The 17,026-nt window shown below is 46.9% G+C and carries 13 protein-coding genes; 3 read left to right on the plus strand and 10 right to left on the minus strand.

Annotated features, from left to right (window positions below; translation table 11 throughout):
* Position 1 precedes the first annotated feature (1 nt).
* Positions 2-1,150, minus strand: a complete 1,149-nt coding sequence (locus tag EOO49_RS02995) for an 8-amino-7-oxononanoate synthase (protein WP_290842585.1) — start codon at positions 1,148-1,150, stop codon at positions 2-4.
* Between the two features lie 275 nt (positions 1,151-1,425).
* Here EOO49_RS02995 and EOO49_RS03000 point away from each other — a divergent pair, with 275 nt between their 5' ends.
* From EOO49_RS03000 to EOO49_RS03010, 3 genes are read left to right on the plus strand one after another with little or no spacing between them, the layout of a single operon-like run.
* Positions 1,426-1,935 (plus strand): DUF2975 domain-containing protein, encoded by a 510-nt coding sequence (locus EOO49_RS03000; RefSeq protein ID WP_290842587.1) that lies wholly within the window; start codon positions 1,426-1,428, stop codon positions 1,933-1,935.
* The gene (locus tag EOO49_RS03005) at positions 1,935-2,153 is read left to right on the plus strand and encodes a helix-turn-helix transcriptional regulator (RefSeq protein WP_290842588.1); all 219 of its coding nucleotides are present in this window, start codon (positions 1,935-1,937) and stop codon (positions 2,151-2,153) included. The genes EOO49_RS03000 and EOO49_RS03005 overlap by 1 nt, the downstream gene beginning before the upstream one ends.
* A 1-nt stretch (position 2,154) precedes the next feature.
* Positions 2,155-2,337 (plus strand): hypothetical protein, encoded by a 183-nt coding sequence (locus EOO49_RS03010; RefSeq protein ID WP_290842589.1) that lies wholly within the window; start codon positions 2,155-2,157, stop codon positions 2,335-2,337.
* Here the strand turns inward: EOO49_RS03010 and EOO49_RS03015 are convergent.
* The 9 genes from EOO49_RS03015 to EOO49_RS03055 form a co-directional block, all read right to left on the minus strand.
* Positions 2,334-4,523: a PepSY domain-containing protein gene (locus tag EOO49_RS03015; RefSeq protein ID WP_290842590.1), complete on the minus strand. Its 2,190-nt coding sequence runs from the start codon at positions 4,521-4,523 to the stop codon at positions 2,334-2,336. The genes EOO49_RS03010 and EOO49_RS03015 overlap by 4 nt on opposite strands.
* A 4-nt stretch (positions 4,524-4,527) precedes the next feature.
* Positions 4,528-5,016, minus strand: a complete 489-nt coding sequence (locus tag EOO49_RS03020; RefSeq protein ID WP_290842591.1) for a DUF2271 domain-containing protein — start codon at positions 5,014-5,016, stop codon at positions 4,528-4,530.
* Positions 5,013-6,494 (minus strand): ankyrin repeat domain-containing protein, encoded by a 1,482-nt coding sequence (locus EOO49_RS03025; protein ID WP_290842592.1) that lies wholly within the window; start codon positions 6,492-6,494, stop codon positions 5,013-5,015. Before EOO49_RS03025 ends, EOO49_RS03020 begins: the two co-directional genes overlap by 4 nt.
* Before the next feature lie 293 nt (positions 6,495-6,787).
* Positions 6,788-7,069, minus strand: a complete 282-nt coding sequence (locus EOO49_RS03030) for a F0F1 ATP synthase subunit epsilon (RefSeq protein WP_290842595.1) — start codon at positions 7,067-7,069, stop codon at positions 6,788-6,790.
* A gap of 83 nt (positions 7,070-7,152) precedes the next feature.
* Positions 7,153-8,661, minus strand: coding sequence for a F0F1 ATP synthase subunit beta (gene atpD, locus EOO49_RS03035; protein ID WP_290842597.1), 1,509 nt, complete (start codon positions 8,659-8,661; stop codon positions 7,153-7,155).
* A gap of 225 nt (positions 8,662-8,886) precedes the next feature.
* Positions 8,887-10,422: an SGNH/GDSL hydrolase family protein gene (locus tag EOO49_RS03040; RefSeq protein ID WP_290842599.1), complete on the minus strand. Its 1,536-nt coding sequence runs from the start codon at positions 10,420-10,422 to the stop codon at positions 8,887-8,889.
* Positions 10,423-10,448: 26 nt separating this feature from the next.
* Positions 10,449-13,232, minus strand: coding sequence for a TonB-dependent receptor (locus tag EOO49_RS03045; RefSeq protein WP_290842601.1), 2,784 nt, complete (start codon positions 13,230-13,232; stop codon positions 10,449-10,451).
* Between the two features lie 283 nt (positions 13,233-13,515).
* Entirely contained in the window at positions 13,516-15,363 is a 1,848-nt protein-coding gene (gene glmS / locus EOO49_RS03050; RefSeq protein WP_290842603.1) for a glutamine--fructose-6-phosphate transaminase (isomerizing), read from the minus strand.
* Positions 15,364-15,397: 34 nt separating this feature from the next.
* Positions 15,398-17,014: a DUF4270 domain-containing protein gene (locus tag EOO49_RS03055; protein WP_290842605.1), complete on the minus strand. Its 1,617-nt coding sequence runs from the start codon at positions 17,012-17,014 to the stop codon at positions 15,398-15,400.
* Between the last annotated feature and the right edge of the window lie 12 nt (positions 17,015-17,026).

Here is a 17,026-nt window from a genome sequence, read left to right on the forward strand (position 1 = left end):
TTTAAGGGTTTGGAAAGACAAGGTCGCACAAATATTCGAGAAGTGCGGTGACTTCCGTTTCCGAATTGTATGAATGCAGACAAATCCGGAGTCTTTCCTGACCTTCTGGAACGGTTGGCGACAAGATCGCTTTTACTCCAAAACCGCGTTGCTGTAATTTTTGGGCCACCGATTTTACTTTTTCGTTACCCGGAACGATCGCGCACTGAATGCCAGATTTGCTGTAAACGAACATCGGTTTGAGCGACAATCTGTACTTTTCGCGATTGAAGTGCGAAACGATTTCGGTCAATTTGGCGATATTGGCTGTGATTTGCAATTGCTTGTAAGCCGACAAAATCGTCGCAATGGAATGAGGCGGAAGCGCGGTCGTATAGATAAAACTTCTCGAGAAATTGATCAGATAATCGCGAAGTTCTTTCGATCCGAGAATCGCTGCGCCGTGGCAACCCAAACCTTTTCCGAAAGTCATGATTCTCGCGAAAACTTTGTCTTCAAGGTTTTGCTGTTGCACCAAACCACATCCGAATTCCCCGAAAACGCCAAGCGCGTGAGCTTCGTCGACGACCAGAAGGCAGTCATTTTTTTGGGTGATTTCAGACAGTTGTTCAAGGTTTGGGGAATCGCCATCCATGGAAAAAACAGATTCCGTGACAACATAGATCTGGCTTTCGCCTGATTGGAATTTCGCGACCAATTTCTCGAGTTCTTCAAGATCGTTATGCCCGAATTTGAACGATTTGGCGCGAGACAAACCAATGCCGTCGCGAATCGAGGCGTGACACAATTCGTCGTAAAGGATCACGTCGCTTCGTTGCGGAACCGAACTGAAAAACCCAACATTGGCATCGTATCCCGAGTTGAAAATCAACGCCGATTCTGTTTGGTGGAATTGCGCGATAAAGGTTTCGGCGTGGTCGTAAATCGCGTGGTTTCCCGAAATGAGTCGCGATCCCGTCGAACCGTTCGCAAATGTTCGCTGTCGTTTGAGAAGATCGTGGGTTTCGTCGAAAATTTCCTTCGAACGCGCGAATCCTATGTAATCGTTCGAGTAGAAATCGACGGGGAATTCGGGAGAGGAAAGGTTTCGCAAAGCGTTTTCCTGTTCGCGTTTCCGGAGTTTTTCGAGCAGTTTTTTCGGGAAGTCCATTTTGTAAAATTAGACAAATCGTTCTAAGCGCGAAAGCAGGTTTATTAGCCCCGTGGCAGCGGATAGCCTTTTGCGGGCCGACGCTATTTTTTGGCGCGAAAAGCGGGCGACCGCAGGAAGCCACGCTAGGCGCGATCCAAAAAAAGCGTTGGACAAAAAAGCTAATAGCTAAGCCACGGATAGGCTACAAAAAGATAATTACTAAAAGTTTTTTGATAAAAAATTATTGTTATTCGATAATATTTATACATTTGCTCCAACCAATAACATACAAAATGAGAAAACTCAACATTCTAAAAACCTGTCTGGATTTATTTTTCTTCTTCGGAATTTTGTCTTTTGCCGCGGCCTTGATTTTTGTTCCGATGGCAGTTTTCAGCGACGAGGCAATCGATCTAACCGTGAACGGAAGGAACATCGTCGTGGACAATTGGGGCGCGAAAACGTTACTGATTTGCTGGCTCGTGGCAGCGGCGCTTTTCGTCAAAGCCATCCAATTTTTGAGGAGAATCGTGAAGTCATTTGTCAAGCGCGAGATTTTTACCGACGACGTGATCAAGAATTTCAATCTCGTCGGGATTTGCCTGCTGATTTCCACTTTGGTTGTCGGAATTCCGAACTTTATCTATCACGCGATCTTTCACAGTAAAGTCGGGTTTGAATTGGAAGTCGGAAGTTTCGATTCCGGAATTTTGTCCATAGCTTTGGCCTTGTTCTTCATGGTCTTGAGCGAGGTTTTCAAAATCGCGAAACACCTTAAAGAAGAAAACGATTTGACACTTTAATGCCGATAATAATCAACGTAGACGTAATGTTGGCCAAGCGCAAGATGCGTTCCAACGAGCTCGCCGACCGCATCGGGATGACGACGGCCAATCTGTCGATCCTCAAAACGGGCAAGGCAAAGGCGATCCGTTTCTCGACTTTGGAAGCGATTTGCGAGGTTTTGCAATGCCAGCCGTCCGACATAATCGAATATGTACCAGAAATCAAAACCCAATGATATGAAAGGTAAAACCGTGATATTGCTTTTGCTGGCCGGAATGTTGGCCGTAGTCGGAGCCGCGTTCCTCAAGATCCAACACGTCGGGAACGCCGAGCTTTTTCTGCTTTTGGCACTCGTTTTCCAGGTCGGGATTTTCGGCTACATCATTTACAGGAATTTCTCGAAAGGCGGAAAATCCTAATAACAATCCATCTTGATCTGGCCGTTCGACTGAAAATGGCTTAAAGGCTGTCTAAGTTTGCTTTCGCAGATGTCAGACAAGAGTTCGAGCACGTTGTTTTGCATCGCCAAAGAGCCGCAAAGCAAGATTTGTCCGCCGTTCTTGAGCACTTCCGATACAAATTCCGAATCTCTTTCCAACAGATTTTTCACGTACTGACTTTCGCCTTCACGCGAAAAAGCCCGGTGAAGTTGCGTCAGTTTTCCAGATTTCACCTTTGCGTCCAAAAACGTTTCGTAAGGCGCGAACGACGCTGAATTCCGGAATCCGCAGTACAAATGGCATTCGCTCATCGGACTGTTTTCGTCGATCATACCCAAAAATGGCGCGATTCCCGTTCCATTTGAAATCAGGATCGATTGTTTTGATTTCGGATTGAAATGGAATTCAGGGTTTTCGACGATTCTTGCGTTTATGGTTTGCCCGATTTCGAGTTCGTACAAGAACTTCGATCCGAGTCCGAATTCGTGTCTTTTGACGCTCAACTGGATTCGGTTTTGGACTTTTCCGATGGAATATTGCCGTTCGCGATGATCGTCCGCCGGATAGACATTGAGCAAATCGCCCGATCGGAATTTTTTGTTCTTGACCGATTCAAGCGTGACCAAAAACGCTCCGTCGATTTCGGATTCCGTTTTTGTGACCACCTTAAATTGCTGCAATTTCCTCGGTTTCTGACTCACCGATTTCAAATCGAGCTTGACATCGATCGCAGCTTTATTCGACCATTCCGAGACAAATTCCGTAAAACTCTCGATCGATTTGTCGTTCACCGTCCTGATTTCTAAAAATGGATTCAGGTTTTCATGAAGCGACATGGCGTTGTAGACATGGTAGGCGAACTGGCAAAAATCGGGATAATTGTGAGAGCCGAATCCCACGACAGAAAAGTTCACAGCCTGATTTTGCAAGTGTTTTTCGATCAGCGCCAATGCTTTTTTGGCATTTGTCGGAGCTTCGCCGCTGCCGTAAGTTGCGGTGATAACGACAATGTGTTTGGCCGATTCGAATTTGTCGTATCGGTTCAACTCTGTGAAATGCGATTTCTGTCCGGATTTTATCAATGCCAGATGAAACGCTTTCGCAAATCCCATCGTACTTCCGTTTTCAGATCCGACCAGAACGACGATTTCGGCTTCGCTTTTCTTGTATTTGTTCCTGATTCTCGAGCTGCGACGTTTCAGAGTCATCGCGAATCCGGAGTAAATGAAGAAAATAATGTTCACGCAAGCGATCGCCAAAATCATTGCCCAAACCAGATTCGTGCGTCCGGTGTGCAAAGTTTGACTCATGTTGAGCAAAGTTTCGGTTGGTGGCGCGATTTTCTCACTGAGAATTTCTCCCGTAAATTGGTTCACGATCCATTCGCGATCCGTCAGCCGAACCGTGAACGCATCTTCGATATCATCGGAAAAAGGAAAATCGACGGTTTTTACTTCTGACAAAGGCGTGTTCCGAAAAGCGGCAAATTCGGCAACTGATACTTTCGGTCCTGATTTCGATTTTTCATAGTCGACATCATGCGTGAACTTGGCTTTCTGTAAAACCTCGAATTCTTCCAATGTCATCACAACGCCGGTCGCCGAAATGATCAGGATCGGAATCAGCCAAATGCGTCCGAAAACCACGTGATAGAACGAGAAGAAATCCTCGCGCACGACTTTCGAGAAGAAATGCCTGAGACCGCGCTGGCGTTTTACGACGAGAATGATTCCGGTCAACGAAATCAGGAATAGCAAAAAGGCTGTGATTCCCATGAAAAGACGTCCGAGTCCGTGCAGGAAAAGCGATCGGTGCAACGTTAACATGAATTGGAAAAACGGCTGCTTTTCGGAGACTTTTCCCAGCGATTTGCCGGTTTTGGGATTGATGTAGACGTTCTCGGAATCTCCGTTTGCATTGATGACATCGGCTTCGACAAAACGCTCCTTTCGAACTTTGAGCGCAATGACTTCGTCGAAATTGCCTTTCATGTTCCCCAAAGTTTCGGCAAGCGTGACGTTTTGAGTATTTACCGCATAAGGTTGCAGACTTTCGGAAACGGGCAGGAACGCCAACGCGATTCCCGTAATCGACGCGAGTAACAGAAAAAGAAAAGAAGATACGGCCAAAGCGAGATGGCTGTATCTCCAAATTGAAATTGTCATTCGTCTAGTTTTGATCCTTGCCAGGCGCGAGTCGCACGTAGCGGATATAGTTCGAACCTTCGACTTTGCCCGACACATTTTCGGTCGTGAGCGGCACTTCGATGTCGTTTACGTTGTATTTCTGGTTTTCGACGGCGGCCTCGAAACGCAAAGTATAACCTTTGTCGATTTTGGATTTGTCGATCTCAAGAACTTGCGTCCCGCGATCGCCGCCTGCCATCGAAGCGCCCGTGATTGCAGAAATGTTCTGTTTTTTTACTTTTTGGAATTTCCACCATTCCTTCAAATCGGGATACCATTTTTTGTCGCGGCCCAAAACGTAAAGCGTTTCTTCGTATTCGCCTTTCGGATTCACCAAAGAAACCACGATATACGCGCCTTCGCCTGGATAATTCGACATTTGGATCATGCATTTGAGCTTTTCGGATTGGGCATTCGAGGCCGAAGCGAACAAAAGGAAAGCGAGCGTCAAGAGTTTAAAAGCGTGTTTCATGATTTGAGGAAGTCGATCGCGACTTTGTTTTGTTTGAGGATTTCGTTTTCCGACGCAAGGTCGAACGCGGTTTCGTTCATGTCGGTTTTGTCCGATTTTTTTGCGCCTGATGCGACCAAAAATTTGAGCACATCGCCATTTTTGGCGCTCATCGCCGCTTTGTGCAAAGCCGTCAAACCTTCGCCGTTCTTTTTGTTGATGTCGATATTGAGCGATTTTGCGCGTTCGAGAAGCGACATGTCGTCTTTCGCGATCGCAAGGTGATAAAGCGTGTTGCCGTTTTTTTGTGCCGATGTCACATCGACGCCTTTTTGCTGCAAAGCCCTGAGTTTGGAGTCGAAAGCTTCGGATTTTTTCGGATTGTACGATTGCACGAGATAGTACGCCAAGTTGTTTCCGTCGACGTCAGTGATTTTCGCATCGGCACCTTTTTCTAAAAGGAAAGCGACGGCTTCGGGAGAATTGAACTGGATCGCGTAAGTCAACGCCGATTGACCTTTTGCATTGGTCGCATTTATGTTTTTGGTCTTTTCGGACAACAATTTCAGTGTTGGCAAATCGGCAGCAGTCGCGGCGTTCATCAAAACGGTGTTGCCTTCTTTGGTCGCTTTGTTCACGTCGACGCCTTTCGACAAAAAGTAGTTGATGACCTCGGTTTGATTTTCCTTTCGGACAACATAATGAAGCGGATTTTCGCCGTTCGCACCGACTGTATTCGGCTTCACACCTTTCGATTCGAGATATTGGTAAGTCTCGAGTTTGTTTGTATTCGAACGCGAACCTTGCGCGGCCATGACCATGGCATTGTCCGTGAATTTTGCGCCTTTTTTCTGCAAAGCGTCCATGATTTCGCGGTTGCCCGATTTGGCTACGTAGTTCAAAGCGCCGTTACCGTTCGCGTCTTTGCTTTTGAGATCGAATCCTTTGGATACGAAATAGTCGACCACAGTCAAGTCTTTCGCCGAACCGGCCGCGAGTAATAAAGCATTTGCTCCGTCGTGATCGAGGTCTTTTTTCAGGTTCGCTCCATAAGAAATGCACAAATCGTAAACCTTCGTGTTTGTTTGGCCAGTCGCGGCCGCAAAGTTCAAGACCGTGTAGCCGTGATCGTCGTGCAAGTCGGTTTTCGCGCCTTTCGCTTTGAGGTAAGCCATCAAGTCAGGATTTCCGGCGTAGGCTGCCCAAAATAGGTAAGTGCGTCCGTCGTGCGTGATTTTGTTTACGTCATTTCCGGGTTTTGACAGTAAATATTCGATTGTTTCCTTCGGAGCTTTTTCGAGAATGGCATAAACTGTCGCGTCGAACGCATTTGCATTAAGTTTCGTGGCGTCGCTGCCTTTTTGCTCATCGGACTTTACGGTTTCGACTGTCGGCGCGCTTTTCCAGTAAGCGCGGTCGAGAAATACGTTGGTTTGTGCGTTGGCCGAGAATCCGAAGAAAGCCAACGCCAAGAGTGAAAGTATGGATTTTGAATGCATCGATGTGAGGAATTTCAGATGCGGCAAAATTACGCAGAACGATTCTAAATAACGTCTTAAATCTGACAAAAATTTAGTGCTTTCGGACGGTTTGGAAATTTTAGGTTTTTTTACAGATTTTCTGTAATGTAAGCTCAGGGGATTTTTTATTTTAACCCTGTCAGGGTTATAAACCCTGTCACCCTTTTAAACCCTGACAGGGTGTTTTTTTGACAACGAAAAGCCCAACTCGAAACACCCAAAAACAAAAAAAGCCGGAACAAATGCCCGGCTTCTTTATATTCTGAATCGTCTCAGTCAACCAAGACGATCACTTTATTGTCATTCATTTCGATTGTTCCAGATTGGATGGCCAACGTGTATGTCTTTTCATCCAACTTGACGAATTTGCCCGCTACGTCTTTTGAGAAGTGGAAACTGTTCGCCTGAATTTTCACATCGCCTGCGTCCAAAATAGATACGATAGGCGCGTGGTGGTTCAAGATTTGGAAACTTCCGTCAACACCAGGCAACGTTACGGCTGTAACTTCACCGGAAAAAAGCGTCGCTTCGGGAGATATAATATCTAATGTCATAATTTCTAGTATCGAGTTATGAGATTTGAGATGTGAGAGGTTCAAGCATAAACGCAAGACTCATGCCTCAAGACTCAAACTAATTACGCTTCAGCCAACATTTTCTGACCCGCTTCAACTACATCTTCGATAGTTCCTTTCAAGTTGAAAGCCGCTTCTGGCAAGTGATCCAACTCACCATCGATGATCATGTTGAATCCTTTGATGGTGTCTTTGATGTCTACCAAAACGCCCGGAATACCTGTAAACTGCTCGGCAACGTGGAACGGCTGAGACAAGAAACGCTGCACACGACGAGCGCGTGATACAGACAATTTATCTTCTTCGCTCAATTCTTCCATACCAAGGATGGCAATGATATCCTGAAGTTGCTTGTATTTCTGAAGGATTTCTTTCACACGTTGTGCGCAACCGTAGTGCTCGTCACCCAAAATTTGTGGTGTCAAGATACGTGAAGTGGAATCGAGTGGATCAACCGCCGGGTAAATACCTAGTTCGGCGATCTTACGAGACAATACTGTTGTGGCGTCCAAGTGGGCAAATGTCGTTGCCGGCGCCGGGTCGGTCAAGTCATCCGCAGGAACGTAAACCGCCTGTACAGATGTGATCGATCCTTTGTTTGTCGAAGTGATTCGCTCTTGCATCGCGCCCATTTCCGTAGCCAATGTCGGTTGGTAACCAACGGCAGATGGCATACGTCCAAGAAGTGCCGAAACCTCAGAACCAGCTTGTGTAAAACGGAAGATATTGTCGACGAAGAAAAGAACATCTTTTCCTTGATCGGATCCGGCTCCGTCACGGAAGTATTCCGCGATAGAAAGTCCCGAAAGCGCAACACGTGCACGTGCTCCAGGTGGCTCGTTCATCTGACCGAAAACGAAAGTCGCTTTTGAATCGCGCATTCCCTTCATGTCAACTTTTGACAAATCCCATCCGCCTTCTTCCATAGAGTGCATAAAAGCATCTCCGTATTTGATGATACCTGATTCAAGCATCTCGCGAAGCAAATCGTTTCCTTCACGTGTTCTTTCACCCACTCCTGCGAATACCGAAAGTCCACCGTGACCTTTTGCAATGTTGTTGATCAATTCCTGGATCAAGACCGTCTTACCGACACCGGCACCTCCAAAGAGTCCGATTTTTCCTCCCTTTGCGTAAGGCTCGATAAGGTCAATAACTTTGATTCCCGTGAAAAGAACTTCTGTCGAAGTGGAAAGCTCGTCGAAACGCGGAGCCGAACGGTGAATTGAAATCCCGTTTTCTCCGTCGCGTGGCAAATCGCCAAGTCCGTCGATAGCGTCTCCGATCACATTGAAAAGACGTCCGTAAACGTCTGGTCCGATTGGCATCTTGATTGGGTTTCCTGTTCCCACAACTTCGTAACCGCGGCTCAAGCCGTCAGTGGAATCCATCGAAATAGTACGCACCGTGTTTTCACCGATGTGCGATTGAACCTCAAGCACCAAAAGAGAGCCGTCCGCTTTCTTGATTTCGAGTGAATCGTAAATTTTTGGGAGTTCCACATCGCCGCTGAACACTACGTCAACAACCGGCCCGATGATCTGCGCAACTTTTCCTGTGATTTTCGACATTGCTTATGTATTTATTTAATAGCCTTTTATGATTTGGAAAAGACCTTATTTTTTTCGAGTGCAAAGATAGAGTTTTAAAATAGCAAGTCAATAGGTTCGCAGCGAAAAAATCGGTTAAAATTGAGGATTGTTCGCAAGCCTTCAAAACCTACTGCGTTTTCATCAAACAAAAGAGCCATTTCACGTTCGGAAATGGCCCTCTCTTATTTATTGGTAAGATGTGATTTACAAGTTTGATGGATATTGGATCTGATAATTACCCAAATCCACGCCTTTGAAATTCGATCCGTAAGTCGCGTTGATGGCTTCGGCGAATTTGTTGGCGATAAGCGCGTAACCTCTTGCACTTGGGTGGATTCCGTCAAGTGAGAAGGCGCCGCCGGTCGCAAATGTTGCCGTTATCTGATAATTCCCGAAACGGATTCCGCCGTTCAGCAATTGGTTCATGATAGCGAAAGTGTCCACAAATGCAAGACCGTGCGTTTGCGCAGCGTTGGCGATCGTGACGTTATAAGCATCGGTAGCAACTGCAATTTCGGCAATTTCAGCAGGAACAAGCACGTGTTTGTCCTGAAGCGGATAAGTGATTCCGAATTTGTTCAGCGGAGCCGGTATTCCCGCAGGCGCAGTACCGATAGCGGCACGTGTGGTCAACAATATCAAATCGCGGTTCGTTCCGCCTTTGGCTTGACGAGCCTGACCAAAGATCTGTCCATAGAACGTAGCGGTGGCCACGCCCAAAGTTGGTGTGAAAGCCGCTGTAAGCTGTGCCGATAAGTCCGTAAGGGATTCGTCTTTTATCAACAAAGGATTGCCCTGCGTTTTGCTCAACAATTCGATGCGGTCTCCAGCTCCAAAAGCAGTCAACGCCTGTTTAAGCGGGCCGTACAATTGACTGTTGAGAGCATCTACCGTAGCTTCGCCAACTGCAACATCTCCACTGCCCAAAACCGTCGTCGTCAACGGGTTGAAAGGAACAGTAGTGAAAAAAGGCAACGTATTGATGTAAGGCAAATTTGCAACGACACCTTTTCTTCCGTTTTGGGCGAGTTGCGCCACCATTCCGGAATAAACCGCGTCGAAAGTGGCGGGCGGCGTAATGTCATTTCCGGCAACCGGATCCTGCGAAGTGGGAACTCCGCCGTTCGTGGCGTAGCCCAACACGTCATTTCCGCCAATCCAAAGCGAGAAAAATGTAGGATTTTGGGCAAGTGCGTCTCCTAGGACAGATGCTGTCGGAGACGAAGCGAAACGTCCAAAATAAGGATTCAATTGTCCGTAGCCTGCAAATGTCAGGTGGAAACTTTTTGCTCCGGGAACGCCGAAATTGTTGAACGGACCAGTTACAGTCGTTCCGAAAACCGTACCGGAAACGCCGGAAACATTCATTGGCGAAGGTGAAGGAACTTCCGGATTCGGCAGTCCGAGATAAAGTCTTGTAGGAAACTGCGGAATCTGGACGCCGCCCATCGAAAATCCACCAATATTGTCAACCATGTAGGGTTGCAGGAATTCGCCTCCGCCGGCAAGTGCGAATTGAGAGGCGAGAATGTTCGGATAAGAGTTTTCCTGTCCTTTGCGGAATAAGGCATTGTCGCTGTAACCCGCGGCAAATGAGTCGCCGAGTGCCACATATTTTGAGAAATCGGCAGAACCCGACGTGATCGGCTCGTCGACCACCGCGTTCGATCCGTCGTCGTCGCTGCTACAAGCCGCCAAGGTGACCGAGGCGATGAGCAACCATTTGAAATTTCGTATCATCGGAATATTTTTTAGCAATTATTATTTTATGGATTGATTGTGACTTGAGCGTAAACCTGCTGTCCTACGCGTCCGGCACCGATAACTTGGAGATAATCTTTTCCGCCAAGGTTTGCCGCGCCCAATTTGAACATGGTTTTCCATTTTGGAACAGTGTAGCTCAACTGCGCATCGAAAACGCTGATTTCAGGAACGATTCCGTCTGCGAACGAACCTTGGTACAAGTAAGACGTCGACCAGCGGTAGTTGAATGCGAATCCGAGTCCTTTGTAAGCGTTCGGGCTTGAAACCGATGCCTTGATGCGGTGTTTCGGCGTGTTGAAACCTGGAATGAAACTCGGATCTTCTTTTGCGTCATATTTGAATTCGGCAAAGTTGTAATTTGCTCCAACCTCGATGTTCTTGTAGACTTTTTTCGAAAGTCCGACACCAAAACCAAGCGATTTCACTTCTGTTCTCGAGTTTGTGTAAACCTGATAAACGCGACGGTCTCCAAATCCTAGCGCTTGATATCCCAATTGCACGTCGGCGTTCGAGGAATCTGTTCCAACTACACCATAGTAAGGAGTGATGACGCGGGATTGGTTCAGGAAGTCGTTGTAAATGTTGTAGTAAACGTTCGTATCGAAAGACAAATCGTTGTTTACGACCGTTCTGTAGCCGAGTTCAAATGCCTGAACGCGCTCTGGTTTTACCAATCCGATGCTGGCCACTTGCAAATCTGCCGGATTTCCGGAAGCTGCAAACGCTTGAACAGAAGCGAGTGTGTAAGAATTGTTATAAGCGTCGTTACCTGTAAGCGTAACCGTTGCAGGTTGTCCCGCAGCTTGTCCGGCGGCACTTACGTTCATGGTTTCTACGTAACGCGTCAAGTTGTCAGGAGCCGATCCGATAAGGGCGAAAGGTCCCAAATCAAGTCCTATGTACTGATCCTGAGTCGTCGGGTTTCTGAAACCGGTTTGGTAAGAAAGGCGGAAGTTGTGTTCTTTTTTAGCGCCGGCTGAATAAACTGCGGCAAGTCTTGGAGAAACGAATCCGTCGAAATTCTGGCTTTTGTCATAACGCAAAGAGCCTGTCAGTTTCAAGTTCTCGATAGGATTTCCGATGGCTTGGACGTACGCGCCGTATTCGTCGTAGCGAAGTACTCCGTCGTAATCGGTGAAAATCGTTCCCTGAGAATCCAACGCATATTGACGGAAAGATCCGCCAACCATGACTTCCATGATCTTGATCAACTCCTTGAAGTTGTAGTTTGCGTCGATGTGGTACAATTTTGAGTTGTCAAGGAATTTCGCGCCTTGCGTCAAATCTGGATTTGCAGTCACATCCTTTAAAGCTGCCTTGAAAGCGGCAGTTCCAGGAATAAGGCGAGATTGTCCGTTTGGCGTCAAAGGCAATCCAGGAGATTCGTTGTAATCTGCGAAACGACGTGAATATTGAGAAGCGGTTGGAGCATCAAAGCCCAAAACGGCCGACGAAAGCTGATAAGCAGTCGCATAATCCGTAAACCAACCCACATCAGACTTAGCCGCGCGGTTCACATTCCAAGCCGCGAAACGCATGTCATAAGAATCTCCGGCGCTTTCAGATGTCATGTAAGCACGCACGAAGAAATTGCGGTTCTTGACTTCCAAACGAACTTGGTTCATGAGGAAATTTTTGAGCGAGTAGCGGTTCGCACCTTGATAAATAGTGGTTCCTAGACCAACTTTTTCCTGGAAAATGATTTCGAGATCATCGGCGAACGGACGATAGTGCAAAGAGAAATCGGCCTTGACGCTTTCGATCTTGTTGTCGTTGATATCTTGTTCGCGGTAACCCGTACGACTGACTTGTCCAACGTTCGGGATAAAAGTCGTGACCTCGTCTCCGTAAATGTTGAGTCCGTCGTAGTTTTGGTTGACGTCGTGGCTTTCGCCTCCGGATGTCATACTTCTTGTGTCGTTCGCGATCCATTCTGTGGCGCGCATGTAAGTGAAGTTGGCTTTACCGGCGAATTTTGGCGAGAAAGCTTTCGCTGCGCGGATTCCGAAGTCGTAATAATCGTTCGTTCCGGCCGCGTCCTGATACGTTTTTCCGTATTTGAAGTAAGTACTGATTCCTTGGTGGTCAAACGGATTTTTGCTGTTCATGAACAAGATTCCGTTGAAGGCGTTGGCTCCGTAAAGTGCCGATGAAGCGCCCGGAAGCAATTCAACGCTGGCAACGTCAAGTTCAGACAATCCGACAAGGTTACCCAAAACGAAGTTCAAGGCAGGCGAGGAGTTGTCCATTCCGTCTACCAATTGCAGAAAACGCGTGTTGGCAACGGCAGCGAATCCGCGCGTGTTGATCGATTTGAAAGAGAGCGAGCTCGTGTTGAAATGCACTTCTTTCATGTTTTCGAGCCCATCGTAGAACGAAGGCGAAGACGTGTTTTTGACTTGTGCCGCGTTCATGCGCTCGATCGTGACCGGCGATTGCAGCACGCGTTCCGGAGTACGTGATGCCGATACTACGATCTCGTCGAGTTTAGTTTCTTCTCCGGCCATTTTCACGGCGACTTTTTGGTTGGCCGATGTAACTTTGACCGATTGTGTGACGTATCCGATCGAACTCACTTCAATCGAAAACGGCGGCTTTTGGGTTGTGGTGAGCGTGAACGAACCGTCGGAATCTGACACTGTCGCAGAAGAATCTCCAGATACTTTGATGTTCGCTCCTGGAACGGGAAGTCCGGTTCCGGTTTCGCTTACAGTTCCTGAAATTGTCGTCTGCGCTTGGACGAATCCGCAGAAGAACAATGACAAAATGAACAAATAGAATTTCATTGGTTAGGGTTTTGCTTGATTAGTCTCGCCAATGTACAAATAAATCGGACATTCCTAAAAACGCCCATTTTATTTTCATAAATCGGCAAAAAATCATCCCTATTTTATCTATTCAATAAGTAAGAATTTTTTTGTGTTTTCATTAACATTTTGAAAATAGCAAGTTAAAATACACTATGCATGCATATAAAACTGCGTTATCCGTAAAAATGAAAACGATTGAGAAAAATGAAAAAAGCAGCCCGAAAGCCGCTTTTTGAGTATGTATTTTGAGTGTAAGTCCTTATTCTACAGTAACAGACTTTGCCAAATTTCTAGGTTGATCGACGTTGCAGCCGCGCATTACGGCAATGTGGTAAGACAACAATTGCAAAGGGATTGTCGTAAGCAAAGGCGAAAGTGCGTCAGAAGTGTCCGGAATCTCGATCACATAATCGGCCAACTCTCGAACTTGCGTGTCACCTTTGGTCACGACAGCAATGATTTTACCGCTTCTAGACTTGATTTCCTGAATGTTACTCACAACTTTGTCGTAATGTCCTTGTTTCGGCGCGATCACGACAACCGGCATCAACTCATCGATCAACGCGATCGGTCCGTGTTTCATTTCGGCAGCCGGATAACCTTCGGCGTGGATGTACGAAATCTCCTTTAGTTTCAAAGCGCCTTCGAGTGCGACCGGGAAATTGTATCCGCGTCCCAAATAAAGACAGTTTGGGGCATCCTTGAACTTCGCCGCGATTTCCTTGGCAACGTCGTTTGTCTGCAAAGCTTCGGTCACTTTTTCCGGAATCACCTCAAGTTCTTGAAGATAACGGTGGAAATCAGAATTGTTCAAAGTTCCTTTGGCTTTCGCCAGACGCAAAGCGATCATCGTCAAAACGGTAATCTGCGTTGTGAAAGCTTTGGTCGAGGCCACTCCGATTTCAGGTCCGGCGTGCGTGTAAGCTCCGGCGTGCGTTTCGCGCGAAATCGATGAGCCGACCACGTTGCAAACACCAAAAACGAAAGCACCTTTTTCCTTGGCGAGCTTGATGGCGGCCAAAGTATCGGCAGTTTCACCAGATTGGGAAATCGCGATAAGCACGTCGCCTTTGTTGATGATCGGGTTTCTGTATCGGAATTCTGACGCATATTCGACCTCGACCGGAATGCGCGTGAATTCTTCGATGACATATTCGGCCACAAGACCTGCGTGCCAAGATGTTCCGCAAGCCACGATAAGAATGCGTTCTGCATTGAGGAATTTCTCGAGATTGTCTTCGACTCCGGCCATTTGGATAAGGCCTTGGTTGGCGTGAAGACGTCCGCGGTAAGTGTCCTTGATGACGTTCGGTTGTTCGTAGATTTCCTTGAGCATAAAGTGGTCGTAACCGCCTTTTTCGATTTGCTCGAGGTTCATTTGAAGTTCCTGGATATACGGATCCACAAGTCCGTCGTCTTTGATTCGGCGCACTTTGAGTGGTTTGTCCTTGCTCACGATTGCCATTTCCTCATCTTCGAGGTAGATCGCGTTCGATGTGTATTCGATGAATGGCGATGCATCGGATGCGATGAAAAACTCGTCTTTTCCGACTCCGATAGCAAGCGGACTTCCCAAACGAGCCACGACGAATTCGTCCGGACGCTGTTTGTCGAAAACGCAGATCGCGTAAGCTCCGACAACTTGGTTGAGCGCGATTTGCACGGCTTTTCCGAGTTTCACGCCTTCCTTGATTTTGGTTTCCTCAATAAGGTTGACCAAAACTTCGGTGTCTGTATCAGAACTGAATTTGTATCCGCGGTTGATCAATTCCTTTTTCAACGGCTCGTAGTTCTCGATGATTCCGTTGTGGATGATTGCGATATTTCCTGAATTCGAAAGATGCGGATGCGAGTTCACGTCATTTGGAACGCCGTGGGTTGCCCAACGCGTGTGTCCCATTCCGATGTTTCCGTGAAGCGAGATTTCGGCTTCTGAGCGCAATTCGAGGTCAGAAACCTTTCCTTTCGTTTTCGAAAGCTTGAGTTCGTCACCGTCGTAAAGCATTACGCCCGCGCTGTCATAGCCGCGATATTCCAATCTTTTGAGTCCTTTGATGACAATTGGGTAAGCGTCCCTGTTGCCAATGTATCCAACGATTCCGCACATAATTTATTTCTTGTTTATTTGGTGTAGGTTCTTGTTAATCAGGCTTTGTGTAGTAAACCCTGAGTTTTAGCCTGTCTGCAACGTCTTCACTTTCAGGCCCGTGCAATATTACGCCAAACGGGTGAATTACAGACGACTTGGGAACTTTATTGTAAGAGGTCGTGGTTCCGTCGGCGTTTGGAACCACGATTGGGTTCTTGGTTTTTACCATGCTCGATTCACCGATATTTTCGAGTGCCGAAACTCCAATCCTGACTCGTGTAGAATCCGGCTCGGCGATAAGGCTTCGCACATAATTGGTTATCCTGACTTTGTAGAAGAATTTGTAAATACCGTTGACTTTGGACGAATCGATAAGTCCGCTGTAGATTTTCTTGATTTTTTTCGGATCGGAATCCGTAGAAGTATCAAAAGAATAATCGACCAATGGCTGATTGTGCGTCATGTCGTACAAATAAATACGATCCGGACGCTTCCTTCCGGCCATCGCGACTTCATCTACGTGAAAAGTGAGGTTGGCTTCGTTGATCATCCAGTCTTCGGCTACCATTTGCTCTCTCTCGAGTTGGGAAATGATGTCGACGGCCGCTATACTTCCTTCGCCACCTTTGATTACGATCCGGTTTGGAACGAGCGTCGGTGGATTGTCATAATTGAGCAAAGTGACAGAATTTCCGGTCATGTTGAGTTTCATCTCGAAACGTCTCGGCTTGGTTTCCGAAACTCCGGTAGTCGTATTGGTGACCGTGATATTTCTTCGGTAGTAAATCGTAACCGCGCCTCCGGTGAAGTTCATCATGTTCAGAACGCCTTTGGCCGTCGAAGGATCTGACACCTTGAAATAAAGGCCTCTGAAGTAATTCTTGAATACGTTGTTGTTCGCCAACATTCCGGCCGGCGCCTGCAAAATTCTGTTTTTGAAATAGGCTTTGTTCAATTTCAGATACATTCCCGGCAATTGCGCAACGACATTCGTATCGCCAGCGTTGACGTCAGTTTCGTATTTGTGGAGTTTGTATTCGGTATTCTTGAAATAGAATTGTGTGTTTTCCGCTCCGACCGTGCCAACGCTGGTTCCTGCATCATAAGCGTCGCTTGGCGCATCGTTGAGCAAAGTCGGTGCTTTTGCCGCATCGATTGTGGCATCCATGTCGTTAAAGTACGATTGTGCTTGGGTTTGGTTGTCGACGACTTCCTGAGAACGAAGAAAATACTGGTTTTCGTAAATCTGAAGGTTGAGTTTTGTGGCGGCGTCTCCATGAAGTTCATTGAATTTGTGGATGCGCACGTTATTCTCCGTTTTGTCGTAAGTGGAATTGTAAGGCACGTAAAGTCTTACGGAATCAATGTCGACAAGGTCAGTAAGCGTAGGATTTGCCGAGGCAAGTTCGAGTTGCGTCACGAAATTCGCCGTGGTTTTTCCGAAACCGCCGTCGTTGTAAACGCCGAAAGGAACGATTGTTTGGCCATTGGCCTGAACCGGTCCGGTGAGGTGGTTGGAAGCGGCAATCGACATGTCTTCTCTCGGAACAAATTGATAGTGGTCGTCCCCGACCAGATCTGTACCGATTTCGTTGTAATCCTTGTCACACGAAACCAATGTCACGGCGAAAGCGAAAAACAGCGCTGTCTTGAAAAATTTAGAGATCATAAATGCTTGTAA

Origin of the sequence: Flavobacterium sp. (assembly GCF_004295795.1) — a bacterium.
In the GTDB taxonomy this organism is placed as follows: domain Bacteria; phylum Bacteroidota; class Bacteroidia; order Flavobacteriales; family Flavobacteriaceae; genus Flavobacterium.

Excerpts from the sequence above, each read along its gene's own strand:
- EOO49_RS03040 (WP_290842599.1), bottom strand. The coding sequence starts at position 10,422 with ATGATACGAAATTTCAAATGGTTGCTCATCGCCTCGGTCACCTTGGCG.
- EOO49_RS03000 (WP_290842587.1), top strand. The coding sequence starts at position 1,426 with ATGAGAAAACTCAACATTCTAAAAACCTGTCTGGATTTATTTTTCTTC.
- EOO49_RS03015 (WP_290842590.1), bottom strand. The coding sequence starts at position 4,523 with ATGACAATTTCAATTTGGAGATACAGCCATCTCGCTTTGGCCGTATCT.
- EOO49_RS03025 (WP_290842592.1), bottom strand. The coding sequence starts at position 6,494 with ATGCATTCAAAATCCATACTTTCACTCTTGGCGTTGGCTTTCTTCGGA.
- EOO49_RS03055 (WP_290842605.1), bottom strand. The coding sequence starts at position 17,014 with ATGATCTCTAAATTTTTCAAGACAGCGCTGTTTTTCGCTTTCGCCGTG.
- glmS (WP_290842603.1), bottom strand. The coding sequence starts at position 15,363 with ATGTGCGGAATCGTTGGATACATTGGCAACAGGGACGCTTACCCAATT.
- atpD (WP_290842597.1), bottom strand. The coding sequence starts at position 8,661 with ATGTCGAAAATCACAGGAAAAGTTGCGCAGATCATCGGGCCGGTTGTT.
- EOO49_RS03030 (WP_290842595.1), bottom strand. The coding sequence starts at position 7,069 with ATGACATTAGATATTATATCTCCCGAAGCGACGCTTTTTTCCGGTGAA.
- EOO49_RS02995 (WP_290842585.1), bottom strand. The coding sequence starts at position 1,150 with ATGGACTTCCCGAAAAAACTGCTCGAAAAACTCCGGAAACGCGAACAG.
- EOO49_RS03045 (WP_290842601.1), bottom strand. The coding sequence starts at position 13,232 with ATGAAATTCTATTTGTTCATTTTGTCATTGTTCTTCTGCGGATTCGTC.
- EOO49_RS03020 (WP_290842591.1), bottom strand. The coding sequence starts at position 5,016 with ATGAAACACGCTTTTAAACTCTTGACGCTCGCTTTCCTTTTGTTCGCT.
- EOO49_RS03005 (WP_290842588.1), top strand. The coding sequence starts at position 1,935 with ATGCCGATAATAATCAACGTAGACGTAATGTTGGCCAAGCGCAAGATG.
- EOO49_RS03010 (WP_290842589.1), top strand. The coding sequence starts at position 2,155 with ATGAAAGGTAAAACCGTGATATTGCTTTTGCTGGCCGGAATGTTGGCC.